The 16,983-nt window shown below is 40.1% G+C and carries 20 protein-coding genes; 13 read left to right on the forward strand and 7 right to left on the reverse strand.

Annotated features, from left to right (window positions below; translation table 11 throughout):
* Positions 1–21 precede the first annotated feature (21 nt).
* The 8 genes from ACSSTM_RS18495 to ACSSTM_RS18530 all read left to right on the forward strand — a co-directional run bounded on the left by ACSSTM_RS18495 (position 22) and on the right by ACSSTM_RS18530 (position 5,579).
* A complete protein-coding gene (locus ACSSTM_RS18495) occupies positions 22–624 on the forward strand; it encodes a TetR/AcrR family transcriptional regulator (protein ID WP_095285483.1) in 603 nt (200 codons plus the stop codon).
* A 239-nt stretch (positions 625–863) separates the two neighbouring features.
* The gene (locus ACSSTM_RS18500) at positions 864–1,436 is read left to right on the forward strand and encodes a hypothetical protein (protein WP_252067790.1); all 573 of its coding nucleotides are present in this window, start codon (positions 864–866) and stop codon (positions 1,434–1,436) included.
* 170 nt (positions 1,437–1,606) lie between these two features.
* Complete coding sequence (locus ACSSTM_RS18505; RefSeq protein ID WP_252067789.1) at positions 1,607–1,855, forward strand: hypothetical protein; 249 nt, start codon at positions 1,607–1,609, stop codon at positions 1,853–1,855.
* 182 nt (positions 1,856–2,037) lie between these two features.
* Positions 2,038–2,907 carry an alpha/beta hydrolase gene (locus ACSSTM_RS18510; RefSeq protein ID WP_095285482.1) on the forward strand — a complete coding sequence of 290 codons (870 nt, stop codon included), beginning with the start codon at positions 2,038–2,040 and terminating at the stop codon, positions 2,905–2,907.
* A gap of 75 nt (positions 2,908–2,982) precedes the next feature.
* Positions 2,983–3,339: a winged helix-turn-helix transcriptional regulator gene (locus ACSSTM_RS18515; RefSeq protein WP_012010675.1), complete on the forward strand. Its 357-nt coding sequence runs from the start codon at positions 2,983–2,985 to the stop codon at positions 3,337–3,339.
* A 186-nt stretch (positions 3,340–3,525) separates the two neighbouring features.
* The gene (gene hxlA, locus ACSSTM_RS18520) at positions 3,526–4,158 is read left to right on the forward strand and encodes a 3-hexulose-6-phosphate synthase (protein WP_034661437.1); all 633 of its coding nucleotides are present in this window, start codon (positions 3,526–3,528) and stop codon (positions 4,156–4,158) included.
* On the forward strand, positions 4,155–4,712 hold the full coding sequence (gene hxlB / locus ACSSTM_RS18525) for a 6-phospho-3-hexuloisomerase (RefSeq protein ID WP_095285481.1): 558 nt from the start codon (positions 4,155–4,157) through the stop codon (positions 4,710–4,712). The genes hxlA and hxlB overlap by 4 nt, the downstream gene beginning before the upstream one ends.
* Positions 4,713–4,853: 141 nt before the next feature.
* On the forward strand, positions 4,854–5,579 hold the full coding sequence (locus ACSSTM_RS18530) for a DsbA family oxidoreductase (protein ID WP_095285480.1): 726 nt from the start codon (positions 4,854–4,856) through the stop codon (positions 5,577–5,579).
* Positions 5,580–5,612: 33 nt separating this feature from the next.
* Here the strand turns inward: ACSSTM_RS18530 and ACSSTM_RS18535 are convergent, their stop codons facing one another.
* Positions 5,613–6,713, reverse strand: a complete 1,101-nt coding sequence (locus tag ACSSTM_RS18535) for a GntR family transcriptional regulator (RefSeq protein ID WP_095285479.1) — start codon at positions 6,711–6,713, stop codon at positions 5,613–5,615.
* A 273-nt stretch (positions 6,714–6,986) separates the two neighbouring features.
* Between ACSSTM_RS18535 and ACSSTM_RS18540 the strand changes: the two genes are divergently transcribed.
* The 4 genes from ACSSTM_RS18540 to ACSSTM_RS18555 all read left to right on the forward strand — a co-directional run bounded on the left by ACSSTM_RS18540 (position 6,987) and on the right by ACSSTM_RS18555 (position 12,171).
* On the forward strand, positions 6,987–8,612 hold the full coding sequence (locus ACSSTM_RS18540) for a xylulokinase (protein ID WP_420735194.1): 1,626 nt from the start codon (positions 6,987–6,989) through the stop codon (positions 8,610–8,612).
* The gene (locus tag ACSSTM_RS18545; protein ID WP_034661424.1) at positions 8,606–9,310 is read left to right on the forward strand and encodes an L-ribulose-5-phosphate 4-epimerase; all 705 of its coding nucleotides are present in this window, start codon (positions 8,606–8,608) and stop codon (positions 9,308–9,310) included. Before ACSSTM_RS18540 ends, ACSSTM_RS18545 begins: the two co-directional genes overlap by 7 nt.
* A gap of 17 nt (positions 9,311–9,327) precedes the next feature.
* On the forward strand, positions 9,328–10,749 hold the full coding sequence (araA, locus tag ACSSTM_RS18550) for an L-arabinose isomerase (RefSeq protein WP_095285477.1): 1,422 nt from the start codon (positions 9,328–9,330) through the stop codon (positions 10,747–10,749).
* An 81-nt stretch (positions 10,750–10,830) separates the two neighbouring features.
* Positions 10,831–12,171: a sugar porter family MFS transporter gene (locus ACSSTM_RS18555; protein WP_420735195.1), complete on the forward strand. Its 1,341-nt coding sequence runs from the start codon at positions 10,831–10,833 to the stop codon at positions 12,169–12,171.
* Positions 12,172–12,207: 36 nt separating this feature from the next.
* Here ACSSTM_RS18555 and ACSSTM_RS18560 read toward each other — a convergent pair whose 3' ends face one another.
* Positions 12,208–12,420 carry a hypothetical protein gene (locus ACSSTM_RS18560; protein ID WP_095285476.1) on the reverse strand — a complete coding sequence of 71 codons (213 nt, stop codon included), beginning with the start codon at positions 12,418–12,420 and terminating at the stop codon, positions 12,208–12,210.
* Between the two features lie 219 nt (positions 12,421–12,639).
* Here ACSSTM_RS18560 and ACSSTM_RS18565 point away from each other — a divergent pair, with 219 nt between their 5' ends.
* Positions 12,640–12,933 (forward strand): CotD family spore coat protein, encoded by a 294-nt coding sequence (locus tag ACSSTM_RS18565; RefSeq protein ID WP_060596629.1) that lies wholly within the window; start codon positions 12,640–12,642, stop codon positions 12,931–12,933.
* 53 nt (positions 12,934–12,986) lie between these two features.
* On the opposite strand, the gene ACSSTM_RS18570 is transcribed toward ACSSTM_RS18565, so the two are convergent.
* From ACSSTM_RS18570 to ACSSTM_RS18590, 5 genes are all read right to left on the reverse strand, one after another.
* Positions 12,987–13,655 (reverse strand): ATP-binding cassette domain-containing protein, encoded by a 669-nt coding sequence (locus tag ACSSTM_RS18570; protein ID WP_095285475.1) that lies wholly within the window; start codon positions 13,653–13,655, stop codon positions 12,987–12,989.
* A complete protein-coding gene (locus ACSSTM_RS18575) occupies positions 13,648–14,193 on the reverse strand; it encodes a hypothetical protein (RefSeq protein WP_034661406.1) in 546 nt (181 codons plus the stop codon). Before ACSSTM_RS18575 ends, ACSSTM_RS18570 begins: the two co-directional genes overlap by 8 nt.
* A 21-nt stretch (positions 14,194–14,214) precedes the next feature.
* On the reverse strand, positions 14,215–14,754 hold the full coding sequence (locus tag ACSSTM_RS18580) for a stage II sporulation protein M (protein ID WP_223249893.1): 540 nt from the start codon (positions 14,752–14,754) through the stop codon (positions 14,215–14,217).
* A complete protein-coding gene (locus ACSSTM_RS18585; protein ID WP_223251540.1) occupies positions 14,717–16,258 on the reverse strand; it encodes a hypothetical protein in 1,542 nt (513 codons plus the stop codon). Before ACSSTM_RS18585 ends, ACSSTM_RS18580 begins: the two co-directional genes overlap by 38 nt.
* Positions 16,259–16,555: 297 nt before the next feature.
* On the reverse strand, positions 16,556–16,882 hold the full coding sequence (locus ACSSTM_RS18590) for an uberolysin/carnocyclin family circular bacteriocin (RefSeq protein ID WP_034661404.1): 327 nt from the start codon (positions 16,880–16,882) through the stop codon (positions 16,556–16,558).
* Positions 16,883–16,983: the final 101 nt, after the last annotated feature.

Here is a 16,983-nt window from a genome sequence, read left to right on the forward strand (position 1 = left end):
TCAAGAAAAGGAGGTAAAGGAATGATTAGACAAAGAAAGACGCAAAATGAAAGGAAAGAAGAAACAAGAAAATTACTCTTAAATTCTGCAGTTGAGAATTTCGCCAAGTATGGTTTTCATGGGGTCTCCATTGATAAATTGACAGAACATGCGGGATTTAGCAAAGGGGCCTTTTATGCGCATTTTCATTCAAAGGAAGAGATCTTTTTGGCACTATTGAAACAACAAATGCAATTACATGTAGAAAAAATCAATGCTTTAATAGCAGAACAACCTTCTCTTTTACACTTTTCAGAAAAAATGAATCAACAGTCTATTCAAAGTCGTGAAGAAAATCGGACGTGGAGTCTGCTAAACATGGAATTTCTTCTGTATTCAATGAGAAATGAAGAAGTAAGGTGTCAGTGGTCAAATATGATCCTACAATCGGTAAAACAAATATCGCAATCCCTTGAGAATTTGATGAAAAAAGAGAACCTTACATGTGCCCTTTCTTCTGAAGAAATGGCATGGGCAATTCTTTCACTGGAAAATGGTGTAGTAATATTCCACTATATTAGTCAAGACCATATACCAATTGATTTATTAGAAAAATCCCTAAAAAGAATAATTTCATATAAATAAAAATTATGGTCTATCAGTTGAATATGGAAGGTGTTTTAGTCAAGATATGAAAAGTAAAAAAATAGCTCAAACTCAACATGAAATACGATTTATGAATGTGGCGTGCCTTTACCCTAATGGGGAGATGGTGATTCTAGAAAGGAGGTATAAGGAGTGTACTTGAAATACATCCAATTAATGTCAGATGATGACCGTGGGAACTTAGCCAGCCAATCCCTTTGTGTGACAGAAATGTTTTTATGGGAATTAGGGAAAAAATTCAAACGAAAGATTGTGAGGCTATTATTTTTATATGTGGCTCTTTTAAAGATTACAAATTACTGAGTACTTCTAAAAAAGAACCTGACATCTTATTTTTAAAAAATACGTACGAGCTAGAATTACCCTTTAGTTACAGTGAATTTGAAAATGCAACAAATAAGAAAAAGATCTTAGCTGATACTTTGGAAAAAGCGATGCTCTATCTGTGTGAATTAAAAAACTGGGACAGTCAGCTAGTCAAAGCGACAATTCAAAAAATGAAAGAAAAGGAATATAAAGCGGAGATGAAAGGAAAACAAACAAAATTAAGTCCCGATAAAAAAAAGAAAGCATATCCTCTGATCGAATTGGATCTAAAGCAGTTTACTCTCTATCTTGTTATAGAAGATAATAAAGGAAAGATTTTATCAAAAAAATTAATTGCTGAAACCGATACCTATTTAGAAGAAATTTCTTATCACATTCGTGAGCTTAAATGGCTAACTGATCATGAAGTAGCATTATTCAAACATACAAATAAACCTGTTTATACAAGTGTACGGTTATCGTGATAAAGCAAAATGAGAATAGCATAACACTTGTGGAAATCAAGAACGCAACTTACAAAGGAGTGTATGTTTTTAATGGGTTTTTGGGAAGAAGAACAACGCTATGTATTCAATACCATGAAGAAACAAGAAAACGAATCATTGCACTTATACAATAACCTCTTGGACAAACGATGACATGGTTTTTAGATGAAAAAATCCAGAAACAAATCCCTGATTTCGATATCAACCATCTAAAGCAAATCAATGAATTTCACTACTTTAAAGAGTATAATGAACATTACGACTTGATCAACTGTATTGTTCTGCACATCCCATATGAATCCCCGAATCTACAAGCAGACATTCATCTGAAATTCACCAATGTCTCTTCTGTTCAAATCAAAGATTTGGAGTTAACAAACGATTCCTATCTTTTTTAGGACATTCAGCTTTTGGATAGAGGGTGGGAAAATTTGAATTACTTTGTCGAAGACTTTGAAGAAGAGTATTTTTCTTTTTATTGTCAAACGGTTCAAGTCAAACAAGTCGTATCAAATGAATCGTGCTAGTCTATCAACATATGTGCTAATCATGCTTCTCTATCCCAACACAGAAAGGTGCAATGACATTGAATCGAATGATGAAATGGCTTTTATTTGCGGCAGTCATCGCGGGCTTATTGGTATGCGCATTCTTTGTGTTCCGTTTAAACCAGCCTAAGCCGACGACGAATATCCATTACGCAGACACACAAAACAAACAGCAAACACTCGATATGTATATGCCAAAGGGAAAAGATGAAGACAATAAGAAGAAGCATCCAGTCATGATCTATCTCCATGGCGGCGGCTGGACAGGCGGCGATAAGAATAGAGTCGCTTCAAAGGCTGATTATTTTACGGATCAAGGGTATGTGTTTGTTTCGATGAATTACAGGCTTCACCCTGATGCCAACTATGAGCAGATGGCAGATGATACGGCAAACGCCATTAAATGGGTCAAGGATCATGCGGATGAATATCAAATCGATTCATCAAAAATCAACATGATGGGACATTCGGCAGGCGGTCATTTAACGGCATTGGTGGCCACAGATTCAACTTATTTAAAACGTGTTGGATTGTCGCCAAAAACGATCAATTCCATCGTGATTTTAGATGGACCGTTAAACATCAATCAATTTATACAAGCCATACCATCGTACAAAAAGGTGTTTGGCAAACAGGAGAAGAACTGGACAAAGGCATCACCTGTCACTTATATGAATCAAGCGAATGTACCGCCTGTTTATTTGGTCACGGGCTGGGAAAATCCAGAGGTGTACCGATTTGCAGAAAAACTGAATCATGATAAAGGCTCGCGGTTTGTTTTTCGGGTTCATTCGCTGAGCCACAGTAACTTGAATAAATGGTTTGGATCAGACAGGGCGCCAAAAGAAGCGCAAGAAATGACAAAGGCTGTCATGTCTTTTGTGAATAAACAGAATCAATAACGAAGACCGTATGCTCGACAATCTAATTTGCCGCAGTATATGATAAAGCGTAAATGGTTTGTACCAAAGGAGTGTATGTCGTTGTCATCACGTATGGAAAATAAAGTGTTCAATTGCGAAAAAGAGCTGACGCTGAATATTATCGGCGGTAAGTGGAAAATGCTGATTTTATGGCACCTTGGCAGAGAAGGGACAAAACGATTTGGTGAGCTAAAGTCGTTAATGCCTGGGATTACGCAAAGAATGCTTGTCAATCAGCTAAGAGAATTAGAGGAAGATCACATTGTGCATCGGGAGGTTTATCCTGTCGTTCCGCCAAAAGTTGAATATTCCCTCACAGAACTAGGAGAAAGCTTAATGCCGATTTTAGAGGCGATGTATGATTGGGGAAAACAATATCTCGACAGCAATTTTTTAAAGGATGATAAATAGAAAGTGCAAAAGATACTGGTCGAAAGACAGTATCTTTTTTGTGACCATATGCGAAAAAGTATAGTATGTAAAAAAAAAGTGCGTACTTGGATTGCTGCCATCCTGTTGTTATACTCATTTCATCGTTCAAGAAGCACCATCCGCGAAGCTCTTGAAGATGAGATGAAAAAACGGGAGTGAAAGTGAATGAAATTACAATTAGCATTAGATTTAGTGAATATACCAGAAGCGATTGAGCTGATCAAAGAAGTAGAAGCATTTATTGATGTGGTTGAAATTGGGACACCTGTTGTGATCAATGAAGGCTTGCGTGCTGTAAAAGAAGTCAAACAGGCATTTCCGAATTTACGTGTACTCGCTGATCTGAAAATTATGGATGCGGCCGGTTATGAAGTGCAGCAGGCATCTGAAGCTGGAGCGGATATCGTCACCATTCTTGCAGCGGCAGAAGATATGTCCATTCAAGGAGCGGTGAAAGAAGCGAAAGCAAGAGGGAAACAAATTTTAGTTGATATGATTGGTATCAAAGATATCGCTGGCCGGGCAAAAGAGCTGGATGAGCTTGGAGTCGATTATATTTGTGTGCACACAGGCTATGACCTGCAAGCGGTTGGTCAAAACTCATTTGCTGACCTTATGACCATTAAACAAGTCGTCAAACAAGCGAAAACAGCCATTGCAGGCGGAATTAAGCTTGATACGTTACCTGAAGTCGTGAAGTTAAATCCTGATTTGATCATTGTCGGCGGCGGTATCGCAAGCCAGGACAATAAAGCAGAAGTGGCTGCACAAATGAAGCAGCTGATCGCACAATCATGAAGACCAGTGACTATGTGAAAGCCATTTTGAATGAGCTTTCTGAGCATTCCCCCGCTATTCAAGACGAACAAGCGGAGCGGCTTGTCTCAAGTATTTTAGCTGCAAGAAAGGTCTTTGTGGCAGGGGCTGGCAGATCTGGTTTGATGGGAAAATCATTTGCCATGAGACTCACACATATTGGCGTCAAGGCTTATGTAATCGGTGAGACCAATACTCCTTCCTTTACAGAAGAAGATCTCTTGATTGTTGGGAGCGGCTCTGGTCGAACAGAGACATTGCTAATCCTTGCAAAAAAGGCAAAAGCAATTGGCGGAAAAGTGGCAGCATTCACGCTTTCAGTTGACTCACCTCTAGCTGATCTATCGGATGAAGTCATTTTACTGTCAGGTGCGCCGAAGGATCAAAAGGAAGGAAGCCATCATACCATTCAGCCAATGGGCTCGCTATTTGAGCAATCGCTTCTTCTGACATACGATGCGGTCATTTTGCGTTTAATGGAAATAAAAGAGCTCGACACACATACAATGTACGGTCACCATGCAAATTTAGAATAGATATTTTCAAAGCCTTTCCTTTCTTAGAAGGAGAGGCTTTTTTTATCTAAATCAAGAGCAGAATCTTGACATCATCGATTGGATGTAACTATAATTGTTACATCGTTAAAGAAAAAGCGTAAGCTCGGAAGGAAGATGAAGATGAAAGTACAAATCTGGTCAGATATCGCCTGTCCTTTTTGTTATATAGGAAAAAAACAACTAGAAACAGCGCTTGAACAATTCCCTCAAAAGGAACAGGTAGAAATCGAGTTTAAAAGCTTTGAGCTTGATCCACATGCACCCGTTGATGTCGATTATGATGTCCATGATATGCTCGTCAAAAAATATGGGATGAGCCGCAGCCAGGCCATGGCGATGAATGAGCAGGTGAAGCAGGCCGGCAAAGAGAAGGGAATCGATTTTCAATTTGATCCACTCGTGTTGACAAACACCTTTGATGCCCATCGATTGGCGCAATATGCTGGTCAAATGGGCAAAGGCGATTTCGTCATGGGAGAGCTGTTTCAAGCATATTTTACAGATGGAAAGCATGTTGGTGATCGTCAAACCCTTTTAGATATTGCAGAAAAAGCAGGTCTTGATTTGAAGGAAGTGCAGCAAGTTCTAGGCGGCGAAGAGTTTGCAGATCATGTACGAGAGGACGAAAAAGAGGCGAGACAGCTTGGTATTTCTGCTGTTCCTTTCTTCTTATTGAATGGCAAATATTCAGTGGCAGGTGCACAGCCACCCGATACCTTCCTTCGTGCACTTGAAACGGCTTGGACAGAAGAAGCAGCTCAAGCTGAGAAAGCGGCTGCCAATTCATTTGAAGCAGCATGTGCAGACGGCGTATGCGCAGTGCCTGCCCCTAAAGAAGAGATCTAATCATATAAAAAATGAGCCTCCTCCAAAAAGGGCTCATTTTTTTCTTGCATTCATATGTTTGATCGTTTCACCTGGAACCAATTCAGGTTCGTAAAAGGTTTGATGAGGGAGATTCTTTTTTCCTTGAACTTTTTTAATCATCCAGTCTGCCGCATCCCGGCCCATTTGCTCCTGAGGGTGGGTCAATGTTGTCAGCTTCACATGGGCATTTTTCTGGGCAATATACGAATTATCCTGTCCAATAATGGAGAGATCCTCTGGAATGGACAGCCCGATGTCACTGCATACATTGGCAACTTCTAATCCAACCTCGTCGTTATAGCAAACAAGGGCAGTCAGCTCATTCTGATGCTCTAATAAGAAAGTTTTGATATCATCTCCCAAATGCTGCTTCGATTCTGTATCGAAAAAGAGGACGTGCTCAGGCAGAAAGTTAAGCTTGGCTTCACCGAGCGCTTGAATATATCCCTTCATTCGGTACTTTCCCTGTAAGTCATCTGTTTTTGAGATCAGGCCGATTTGCTGATGTCCAGAGGTGATCAGCTCTTTTGTGGCTAAATAACTGGATTTCACATCATCTAAACAGAGAAAAGGAACCTCTAACTGTTCATAATAGGCATTGATCATAATGAGCGGTACATCCTGTTCTTTAAAAGATAGGTAGTACGAGATGTTCGGATTATATAAATTGCTTTTCGTCGGCTCGACAATGAGTCCGTCCACACCAAAGGACAGCATCATTTCTAGCGCTTTTTTCTCCTGTTCCACATCATTATTCGTACTTGCCAGTAACAAAGAATAGTTCTCTTCGTTTAATCGGCTTTCAATGCCTCGAATGATGGAAGGGAAAATGTAATCGGATATGTATGTCGTCATGACGCCAATCGTTTTCATATGCGTATGTCCAGCAGGCTTTGTTTGATATTGATTGGTCACAAATGTGCCTGAACCTTTTTCACTTCGTAAAAACCCTTCGCTCGACAATTCTAAGATGGCCTTTCGAACCGTATGCCTGCTCACTTGATACATCTCCTGCAGGCTTGATTCGGTTGGAATACGTTCCCCGATCCGGTAATCCCCTGTGAGTATTTTGCTTTTTATATCATCGATAATGATCTGGTACTTCTTTTTCATCGTTTCACTTCTTTCTCAGTTGATCATCTACTCGGATTGAGAAGAAATTGTATGGACATATTTTAACATGGTTGTCGAATCAAAAACAGGCGCTTTCCCTTTCTGTCGTCTCAGCTTTAGAAAAGTGAAGGTTTTTGTCACATTGTGTATGTACAACTACATTTAATATTGACATATGTACGTACAAATATTATATTGTGAATGTGCACAGAGAATCAATGAATCTAGAAAATTAAAATTGAAACCGCTATCAATTATGGAGGTGAACGCAGAATGGATCATGAAGAGACGACCAAAGCCTTAAAAGAAGGACGGACATCTTTAGGGATTGAATTTGGTTCAACACGAATTAAAGCCATTTTAATAGATGAAGTGTTTCAGCCAATTGCTCAAGGTACATTTGAATGGGAAAGTTCTCTCCAGGAAGGAATTTGGACGTACAACTTAATTGATATCATTACAGGTCTTCAAGTGGCGTACCGGGAGATGAAAGAGCAAGTCGAGCAAAGGTATGGCGTGACCATTCAAACCATTGGCTCAATTGGAGTATCAGCCATGATGCATGGCTATGTGGCATGTGACCATACAGGAGAGGTCCTCGTTCCGTTCCGCACATGGCGGAATGCAACAACCATTGAGGCGAGTCAAAAACTGACGGATGTCTTCCAATTTCATATTCCAGAAAGATGGAGCATTGCCCATTTGTATCAAGCGATATTAGAGGAGGAAAAACATCTTTCCCGTTTAGAATATATGACCACCCTATCAGGTTACATTCACTGGCTGTTAACCGGAAAGCAGGCCATTGGCATTGGGGATGCGTCAGGCATGTTTCCAATTGATGAACAAACGAAGGACTACAATGAAGTAATGCTCCATCAATTTGAAGACTTGATCGTAGAAAAAGGCTACCCGTGGAAGCTGCGTCACCTTCTGCCGCGTGTTTATTTAGCAGGCGAGGAGGCTGGCGTGTTAACGGCAGCAGGAGCAGCCATTTTAGATCAAGGCAAACACTTGAAGCCAGGCATTCCATTTTGTCCCCCGGAAGGTGACGCCGGAACGGGAATGGTGGCAACAAACAGTGTAGAAAAACGGACAGGGAACATTTCAGTTGGGACATCTGTTTTTGCCATGATTGTGCTAGAGCAGGAGCTAAAGGGTGTGTATCCAGAAGTGGATATGGTCACAACGCCAGACGGACTGCCAGTCGCAATGGTTCATGCGAACAACTGTACAAGTGACTTAAATGCTTGGATGAATATATTCAGAGAGGCATTTGAAGCATTGGGTATGCAAGTGGCGTCAGAAAAGGTATACGAAGCCTTATTGCAGCAGGCGTTAGAAGCAGATCGAGATGGCGGCGGACTCTTAAGCTATGGCTATTATTCTGGTGAAAATATTACAAGATTGCCAGAAGGAAGGCCTCTTTTTGTCAGATCAGCTGAAAGCCGCTTTAATCTGGCTAATTTCATGCGTACCCATCTTTTTTCTGCTTTTGGTGCAATGAAAATAGGGATGGATCGTTTAAAAGAACATGAACAGGTTGTGATTGATCGTTTACTAGGGCATGGGGGGTTATTTAAAACCCCGCTCGTTGGTCAAAAAATGGTGGCCGCAGCGCTTGATACACCTGTATCAGTCGTTTCCACTGCGGGAGAAGGCGGTGCGTTTGGGATGGCTGTTCTTGCTTCCTATATGGTCCATCATCAAAAGCAAACATTGGCTGAATTTCTCACGCATCAAGTGTTTGCCCATACATCAGAAGAGCTCATGGAACCCGACCCGCTTGATGTCAAAGGCTTTGACGAATTTTTAAAGCGCTATCAAGAGGGCCTTGCGATTGAAGAAGCGGCAGTAGCACATCTGATGCCAAAGAAAGGAGTGACAACCGTATGCTAGAGCGCTTAAAAGAAGAAGTATTTGAAGCAAATTTAGATTTGCCGAAATACGGACTTGTGAAATTCACATGGGGCAATGTCAGTGCGTGTGATCGTGACAGCGGTCTATTTGTTATTAAGCCGAGCGGTATAGCGTATGACCAATTATCAGCAAAAGACATGGTTGTGGTCGACTTTGACGGTGAAGTAGTGGAAGGGGAATTCAGTCCTTCATCAGATACAGCAACACATGCTGTTCTTTACAAACACTTTGAGGAAATTGGCGGTATATCGCATAGCCATTCCATGTGGGCAACCGTTTGGGCGCAGGCAGGTCTTGATTTACAGGCAATGGGCACAACACATGCCGATACATTTTACGGTGCTGTTCCGTGTGCTCGATTTCTGACAGAAGAAGAAGTCAACCGCGGTTATGAGGTAGAAACGGGCCGGCTGATCATCGAAACGTTTGAGGAAAGAAACCTAGATGTGATGGCGGTGCCGGGTGTATTGCTTCAAGGTCACGGCCCATTCACGTGGGGAAAAGATGCAAAAAGTGCGGTCACAAACAGTGTGATTTTAGATGAAGTCGCCAAAATGAATCTGTTCGCAAAGCAATTAAACGAATACGCGGAGCCTCTCCCGCAGCGAATTTTAGATAAACATTACTTAAGAAAACACGGAGAACATGCGTATTACGGACAAAAACCTTCAAGATAAAGAAAAGAGGGATTTCTATGTTAACAAGTCAACATAAAGAATGCTGGTTTATTGTTGGATCGCAGCATTTATATGGAGATGAAGCACTGCAGAAAGTAAAAGCAGATGCTCAAAAGATGACGGATGCCTTAAATGAGAGTGGTTTACTTCCTTACCCAGTGATCTTGCAGGAGCTGGCTGTCAGCGCGGATCAAATCACAAAGCTCATGAAAGAAGTCAATTATCGCGATGAGGTTGTCGGCGTGATGACGTGGATGCATACATTTTCACCGGCAAAAATGTGGATACGCGGAACCGATCTCTTGCAGAAGCCTCTTTTGCATCTTGTCACACAGTATTATGAGAAGATTCCGTGGGACACGATCAACATGGACTATATGAATCTTCATCAATCTGCACATGGAGATAGAGAATATGGCTATATCAATGCGCGCTTAAATAAACAAAATCAAATTGTCGCCGGTCATTGGTCAAAGCCGGATGTGCAGCAGCAAATCGCTGATTGGATGGACGTGGCGGCTGCTTATCATGAGAGCTTTCAGATTAAAGTAGCTAGGTTTGGTGACAACATGCGCCACGTGGCTGTAACAGAAGGCGATAAAATTGAAGCCCAGATTCAATTAGGGTGGACTGTTGATTACTTTGGAATAGGCGATCTCGTTGAATATGTCAATGCAGTAGAAGAAGCAGAGGTAGATGCATTATTTGCGGAGTATTTAACGCAATATGATGTGGATTATGGAACGTATTCAGTTGAAGAATGGGAAAAAAGTGTCAAGGTGCAAGCGCGTTATGAAATTGCCATCAAACGCTTCTTAGATGAAGGCGGCTACAATGCCTTTACGACAAACTTTGAAGATTTACATGGAATGAAACAGCTGCCAGGACTTGCGGTACAGCGGCTGATGGCAAAGGGATATGGCTTTGCTGGGGAAGGCGATTGGAAAACTGCTGCACTGGACCGATTATTAAAGGTGATGAGTCATCATCAATCCACTGGTTTTATGGAGGACTACACGTATGAAATGACCTCTGGACAGGAAGCGGTGCTGCAATCTCATATGTTAGAAGTAGATCCAGCGCTCGCCCATACGAAACCAGTGATTGTCGTATCTCCACTTGGTATCGGAAACAGGGAAGATCCAGCGCGTCTTGTGTTTGATGGAAAAGCAGGCGAAGGTGTTGTTGTTTCCATTGCTGACTTTGGAACCCATTTCAAATGGCTCATACAAGAAGTCGAAGCCTTTGAGCCGGAGGAAGCAGCACCTCATTTACCGGTTGCACGTGTGCTCTGGAAAATCAAGCCGAATTTTCAGGACGGAGTCAAAGCATGGATTAAGCAAGGCGGGGGTCATCATACAGTCGTATCCCTCAATTTAACGGTTGATCAAATTGTTCATTTTACAAAGCTGGTTCATGCAGAATATGTGGTTTTATAGAAGGGTGAAACGTCTTCTACTGTTTACAGTAGAAGCACCGGGAGAAATGAAAGCGGTTAATTAAGTGAGGGGGTCATCCACTTGGAGAAAAAAGTGTCAAGTAAATTTATCTTCTTTTTCGGGTCCTTTGCAGGCATCTTATTCGGATATGATATTGGAATTATTGCAGGGGCAGAAGGACATATTCAGGAAGAATTTCAGCTCAGCCCATTATGGCTTGGAATTGTCGTCTCTTCATTAATGGGCGGAGCAATCATTGGTTCGATTTTAAGCGGCCTCATGGGGGATAAGTTCGGCCGCAGAAAGCTTATTTTGGTCTCATCCGTTATCTTTTTTGTCGGAGCTATCGGATCAGCTATCGCACCAGAAGAGATTTCCTTAACCATTGCTCGTATCTTCTTAGGGACAGCAGTAGGAACAGCCTCATCTTTGGTGCCGGCTTACATGTCTGAAATCGCTCCTGCTAAAATCCGCGGGAAATTGTCTGGGCTCAATCAGCTTATGATTGTGAGCGGACTATTGCTGAGCTATATTGTCGCGTTTGTGTTTGAACCTATTCCAGACAGCTGGCGCTGGATGCTGGGAAGTGCCGCTTTATTTGCTATCGTGCTTTATATTGGTATGCTGAGGCTCCCTGAATCTCCGAGATATTTAATTAAACACGGAATGGCTCATAAAGCACGGGAGGTATTAGGATCACTGCGTTCTTCCCGTGAAGAAATCGAAGCAGAAATGCAGGAAATTTTAGAAGTCGCGAAAGAAGAACGCTCTGGTATTCGTGAATTGTTCCAAAAGAAATTCAGAATGGCTCTTTTCATCGGGGTTGGGATGGCGACCCTTCAGCAAATTCAAGGCGCGAACTCCATTGTGTATTATGCAACGAGTATTGCTCGGAATGTAGGCCTTGCGCCGCAGGTCGCAGCAGGCTTTACAGTCATTGTCGGTGTCATTTTTGTCGTGACAACCGTTATCTTTTTACAATTTGTCGACCGGTTCGACCGCCGAACGATTCTCACCGTAGGAGGCACAGGTATGGCACTTTCCTTCTTTGCACCAGCGGCATTAGGTGCACTTGGCGTTAGTGAAGGGATTTTAAACTGGGTGACATTGATTTCCCTTTGCTGCTTTATCTTGTGCTATGCCTTCTCATGGGCACCGATCACGTGGATCATCATCGGCGAAATCTTCCCACTCTCTGTCAGGGGCATTGGAGCAGGCATTTCATCTGCCTTTAACTGGACGGGATCGTTAGCTGTTGGACTCGTTTTCCCTATCTTAGCTGATAAGTTCAGCTTTGGGGTCATTTTCTCCTCATTTGGGGTTATCTGCTTAATCGGACTATTGTTCACCCGCTTTGTTTTAGTCGAAACAAAAGGAAGAAGCTTAGAGCAAATCGAAACCGATATGGCAGCACGTGTATAAAGAAAACCCTCTATCCCATGTGGATAGAGGGTTTTTTTACTCAAGCGTCTGTTTTAGCTCAGCGGGCAATAAATCAATCAATTGATCATAAGAAGATAAATCCAGCACTTCAAGCAGCGCATAATATTTCGCATAAACCTCACTCAACTGATCAGGATGACTCGTTTCATATTGATTCAAATGCAATTGAGTCAGTTCAAGTGCAATGTCTAGCTTGTTTCGTTCGATTGGTTGTGTCGTATTGATCATATCGTTCACCTCGTATTTGATAAGTGGGAAGGTTATGGGCTACAATTTCTTCTACCACAATATATCATTTGTATAATATGTTAAAATTGTCCTTTTGTAAAGGAAGAGAAAACGAGATAAATAGTGGATTTTTTTAAAAATAGACAAGCATCTAGTCACGAAAGGCGCTTCTTACATACGATAGAGTGTAAGTGAAAGACAACTTGAAGGGGTGTTGAGATGAGCCGGAATCGATTAGATGACTTTTTCTTTGGTCCTCGCAGAGGAAACCAAGGAGGAGATGAAACGGTTGTTTTCCCCACACGTCAAATTGTCAACACGACAACGAATGAACAAACCATCAGAAAAATTCATCCAACGCATATCACAAACGTCAATAAAAACATCAAAAGAATTGAAAACTACTACCCTGTCACTCAATCTACTCATAACGAGTACATTGTGGAAGAATACGATTGCGGCAGGGATATCAAAAACCCTTGCTGCCGTCCAGTGAAACGCTGTAAGTGGTAATGTGATCGAGAAAAAGAAGAGAGGCATCCTTTTATGGGATGCCTTTTGTATGTCTAATGTTCCACTTCGTTTAATTGTCCTTGATCCAGCTGGAAGAAACGATTTCCTAATTCTGAATAAAGGTAGCGCTGATGGCTGGTAAATAAAACACATCGATGTGAGAATTCTTTTTTTAATAAAGAAATCGATTGTATCTGTGAGGCCTCATCAAGAGAGGTAAAAGGCTCATCAAGAATGATCAGCTCTGGAGATCTTGCCACCATACAATTAAAGAAAAGTTTATATCTCATGCCCAATGAATACTGTTTGACTGGCATCTTTAGGGCATGCGTTAAATCAAATGCATCACAAAGCGATAGGAAAGTCTCTTTGTATAATTCTTTTTCTGACTTGTTCATTTTCCATAAAGACTGGACAAGCTCCATGTGCTCAAGACCAGTGAGCGCATCATAGACTAAAGGCTTATCAGGGATGTACGCCACCAGACTTTTATATTGAGTGGTCCCGGGGTGAAGCTGTTTGTTGAGTAAAATCGTTTCTGATACAGAAGGAAGCAGACCAGCGATGATCTTTAAAAGAGTCGATTTACCACTGCCGTTCTTTCCAATGATACAAGCTCGATCGCTTCCTTTCAGATCAAACGAAACTTGATCGAGGAGGAGAGAGCTTTCTTCTGTTGTTTCATAGCGAAAAGATAGCTGAGACACTTGAAGACTAGCCATTGATGAATCCTCCAATAACAAACACAGTGGTCACCAGCATATACAAGATCACTGTCGCAAGGGCAGCTTTTTTCGACCCTTCTGCATAGTAAATGATGCCATCATAAAGGATGCGCAAAAGATATAAGTTGATGAAGAAGGAAATTGCTTGTATCAAGATAAAATAGTGATCTAATTGTAACACCATCACACAATAGATCGCTGCACTATTCACTAATAAAAGAAATGCATTATAAACCAAAATGACAAGATACATTTTGCGTAAAATAAAAGCTTTATGAAAAAAATACATATAAATAGAAGTGAGAACGGTACTGAGAAAATTTAAAATGAAATACAGCGGGATCGTCAGCAAAAAAATAAAAACAATGCTGGCTACTTGTTTTCCAGCTGATAACGGTTCATCTACTAACAAATCAATAATAAAAAATGTTAAAAAGACAGTCGAAACAAATAATGATAGTAAGACAAGGCCTACAATGGTTTTAATCGATTGATTCTGATTGAAAAATTCCTTAGGTCGTAGAAGTAGCTCCATGGAACCACATTCCCCTTTCTTCTATGGTAGATGTACATGGCTAACGTATTCCTCTAAAAGAGATGCTGCGAATAAGAGAACAATTGCTGCAAAAATCAATTGAAGCACAGTCACAGTCAGCTTTTTTAAATCAATTGTTTCTCCTTTTATAAATCGATAAAGATAAATAAAAGGAAAAGAGCTGACAATTGAAAACAGGATGAAACCAAGAATCTCTACGAAAGCATGAGGCAGTAATCCTGTGAATATCTGCTGCACTTCTTGATTGACAATCAAATACTGAACTAGTTTGCCAATAATGTATCCGTTGTAAAAAAGAATGCCAGCAGCCATGATGCCGCCTGTAAAAGCTCCGATCCCTAATATCGCCATCCCAACTTGCAAATTGTTTAAGAAAATAGATAGAAAAAACATCTCTTCATCCTTTTTTAAATAAGGAATCTGATCATAAGGAAGAAGGCTACCAATCAGCACTGCTGCAATAAAGATAGCAGCATAAATGTAGCCGAGTCGTAAAATCAGTCTATTCTCCGATAGAAAATATCTTATTTTTTTCAACATACTCAATCCCTTTATAGATGGTCTTGCGGCATAACACCCAGCAGATCAATGAAACGATCACAAAATATAAAGCAAACAGAAAGTTTATGAGACCTGAGGATTGCTGCAAAATAGGTAGAAAAGAGGTCAAGATCATGTAGTACATAAAAGGTAATACAAGAAAGTTTCTTGCAAAAGCCTGCCCTTTATCGATAACTTCTATTTCCTCATTGGTTGTCCCTATTTCATGCTCATGAATAAAATTGAATTTCGTTGTAAATGGAAACAAGTAAAGCTGAATCAAAGGGAAAATGAAAAAACCAATCCCTAATGCCACAAATTGAATGAGCATCTGAATATCAAAAAGCTGATATACACCCATGATTGATAGATTAATGAATAGCAGAAAGAGAGCTGGTATGGAAAATAAACAATAAAATAACTGGATTTTTGATAAGAAAAACTGAATAAGAGATGTTTGAGAAAGCTCAAAAAGCCAAATATTCTTTTTTTCAGCACTTAAAGAAAAAATAGAAGGGGTCAGCATTCTCATCTCATACGTTTGATTTGCTAAAATCATCACATTTAATGTAAAAAGCAGCTGAATCTGCAAAGCCGGATGATCAATAATGGAGATCAAACTAGTCATAACCCCGATATAAAAGAAGGCTTCATATGACATAAACATATAATTAAAAAACTCTTTAGACAGCAGCCATCTTTTTTCTTTTAACACCTTGAGGTCTTTTTGGATCAACATATTCTTTTGAAACAGCGAGCCTTGAATTTTATTAAGTACTTGAAAGTACCAATAAAATAAATCTCGAAAATGTGTTGAGTTTTGATCATGATCTTTCCCAGTTGGAATCCAGCGTACAGGACTCTTCATGACGAGTATAGCTGCTAATATCACCACGAAAAATGTGACAGGTGAAGTGAAAAGCGCTTGAAATTGTAGAAATACAGAATCCTTTGAGAATAAAGCATGATGGATATGCTGAAGATCATTTTGATATAAAGCCACCAAATTGTTGGAAAGTGTAATCCAAAACGAATCCTCTGCAAGCGATGAAATCGACTGAAAAAGTTGTTGGAAGGTGTGATAAAAAGGGAAAATAATGTTCAATATCAGGACTCTTCCAAATAAGAAAAAAAGTAAAGAGATGCTTGCGAAAAAAAGAACACGAATGATCCCGATTTTTTTCACGACAATATTATAGATGTAAGCACCAAATATCTTATTGCTGACGATAAAAAGGAAGAAACCTGTCAACATGACATTGAGATGCTTTAACCAGAATATCCAGTCATGTGTTTGTGCAATGGAATATTGAAACAGAAAATAGATTAAATAAGTACTCAAACTGGTCAACATCAACCAGATCAGTTCTGAAAACAAAAGCGTTTGGAAAAGGTGTCTTGAGGAAACAGGTGCAAGCTGTATCAATTCTTCAAAAGGAAGAATATGAGTTCTTCTATAAGATTCAATCCCTTTGACGATAGAGAAAAGAAACAAAAATATCACAAAAGCACTTTCCCATTCTATTTGATAGATCGGAGAGTAAAGAAATGAAGAAATAACGAATACAATCATACATCCGAATAAAGTATCAAGGATACAAGAAAATAATATGTACTGTTTAGAAGAAAACGATGTGAAAAATGGAACCTTACGTATTATAAACTGAGCTAGATTTGAATATTGTTGTTGAATTCTAATTGATAGAAGTAGTGATAATAATGGATATAACATCTTCTCACCTGCATCAAAATTTAAATAGAAGGAGAACAAAGTCTCCTTCTATTGAGTCATAAAAATGAATTACCAAGCAATAACGGCTTTACGGCCTTTTTTCTTAATTTGGGCTTTAAGGTACTGACGAATGGTCTCTTTACCAGCCGCTGCAATAAGAGAAAGACCACCTGATCCTACAGCAGTTAAAATGGAGACGATTGTTGTAACAGCTCCGCCCGCTTCAACAACGTTCAAAACAACAGCTGCAACACTGCCTGGAATACCAAATTCTTTTGCTAGATCAGCAACTGGCAGCATCTGTAGCGAGAAGGAAAAAAGAGCTAGCATAAGGAAACCTACTGCTAAAGCACCAAAAAGAACATGTAGTTTGATTTCGTTTCTTGTTTCTGTCATATCAAATTCCTCCCTTTTTTGACTTTTTATTACTATTCTATCTTATGATATCTTTTCATTCATAGCAATCCTTTTTTTTCTTTTTTTTCATGAATTAGTTA

This window comes from Bacillus sp. RK1064 (assembly GCF_051488405.1).
GTDB lineage: Bacteria > Bacillota > Bacilli > Bacillales > Bacillaceae > Bacillus.

Bases quoted from the DNA above. Each gene is read 5' to 3' on its own strand.
- ACSSTM_RS18575 (WP_034661406.1), bottom strand. From the start codon at position 14,193: ATGGAGCTACTTCTACGACCTAAGGAATTTTTCAATCAGAATCAATCG.
- ACSSTM_RS18530 (WP_095285480.1), top strand. From the start codon at position 4,854: ATGAAAGTACAAATCTGGTCAGATATCGCCTGTCCTTTTTGTTATATA.
- ACSSTM_RS18545 (WP_034661424.1), top strand. From the start codon at position 8,606: ATGCTAGAGCGCTTAAAAGAAGAAGTATTTGAAGCAAATTTAGATTTG.
- ACSSTM_RS18515 (WP_012010675.1), top strand. From the start codon at position 2,983: ATGTCGTTGTCATCACGTATGGAAAATAAAGTGTTCAATTGCGAAAAA.
- ACSSTM_RS18590 (WP_034661404.1), bottom strand. From the start codon at position 16,882: ATGACAGAAACAAGAAACGAAATCAAACTACATGTTCTTTTTGGTGCT.
- ACSSTM_RS18565 (WP_060596629.1), top strand. From the start codon at position 12,640: ATGAGCCGGAATCGATTAGATGACTTTTTCTTTGGTCCTCGCAGAGGA.
- ACSSTM_RS18500 (WP_252067790.1), top strand. From the start codon at position 864: ATGGGAATTAGGGAAAAAATTCAAACGAAAGATTGTGAGGCTATTATT.
- ACSSTM_RS18495 (WP_095285483.1), top strand. From the start codon at position 22: ATGATTAGACAAAGAAAGACGCAAAATGAAAGGAAAGAAGAAACAAGA.
- araA (WP_095285477.1), top strand. From the start codon at position 9,328: ATGTTAACAAGTCAACATAAAGAATGCTGGTTTATTGTTGGATCGCAG.
- hxlA (WP_034661437.1), top strand. From the start codon at position 3,526: ATGAAATTACAATTAGCATTAGATTTAGTGAATATACCAGAAGCGATT.
- ACSSTM_RS18510 (WP_095285482.1), top strand. From the start codon at position 2,038: ATGACATTGAATCGAATGATGAAATGGCTTTTATTTGCGGCAGTCATC.
- ACSSTM_RS18580 (WP_223249893.1), bottom strand. From the start codon at position 14,754: ATGTTGAAAAAAATAAGATATTTTCTATCGGAGAATAGACTGATTTTA.
- hxlB (WP_095285481.1), top strand. From the start codon at position 4,155: ATGAAGACCAGTGACTATGTGAAAGCCATTTTGAATGAGCTTTCTGAG.
- ACSSTM_RS18560 (WP_095285476.1), bottom strand. From the start codon at position 12,420: ATGATCAATACGACACAACCAATCGAACGAAACAAGCTAGACATTGCA.
- ACSSTM_RS18535 (WP_095285479.1), bottom strand. From the start codon at position 6,713: ATGAAAAAGAAGTACCAGATCATTATCGATGATATAAAAAGCAAAATA.
- ACSSTM_RS18570 (WP_095285475.1), bottom strand. From the start codon at position 13,655: ATGGCTAGTCTTCAAGTGTCTCAGCTATCTTTTCGCTATGAAACAACA.
- ACSSTM_RS18505 (WP_252067789.1), top strand. From the start codon at position 1,607: ATGACATGGTTTTTAGATGAAAAAATCCAGAAACAAATCCCTGATTTC.
- ACSSTM_RS18540 (WP_420735194.1), top strand. From the start codon at position 6,987: ATGGATCATGAAGAGACGACCAAAGCCTTAAAAGAAGGACGGACATCT.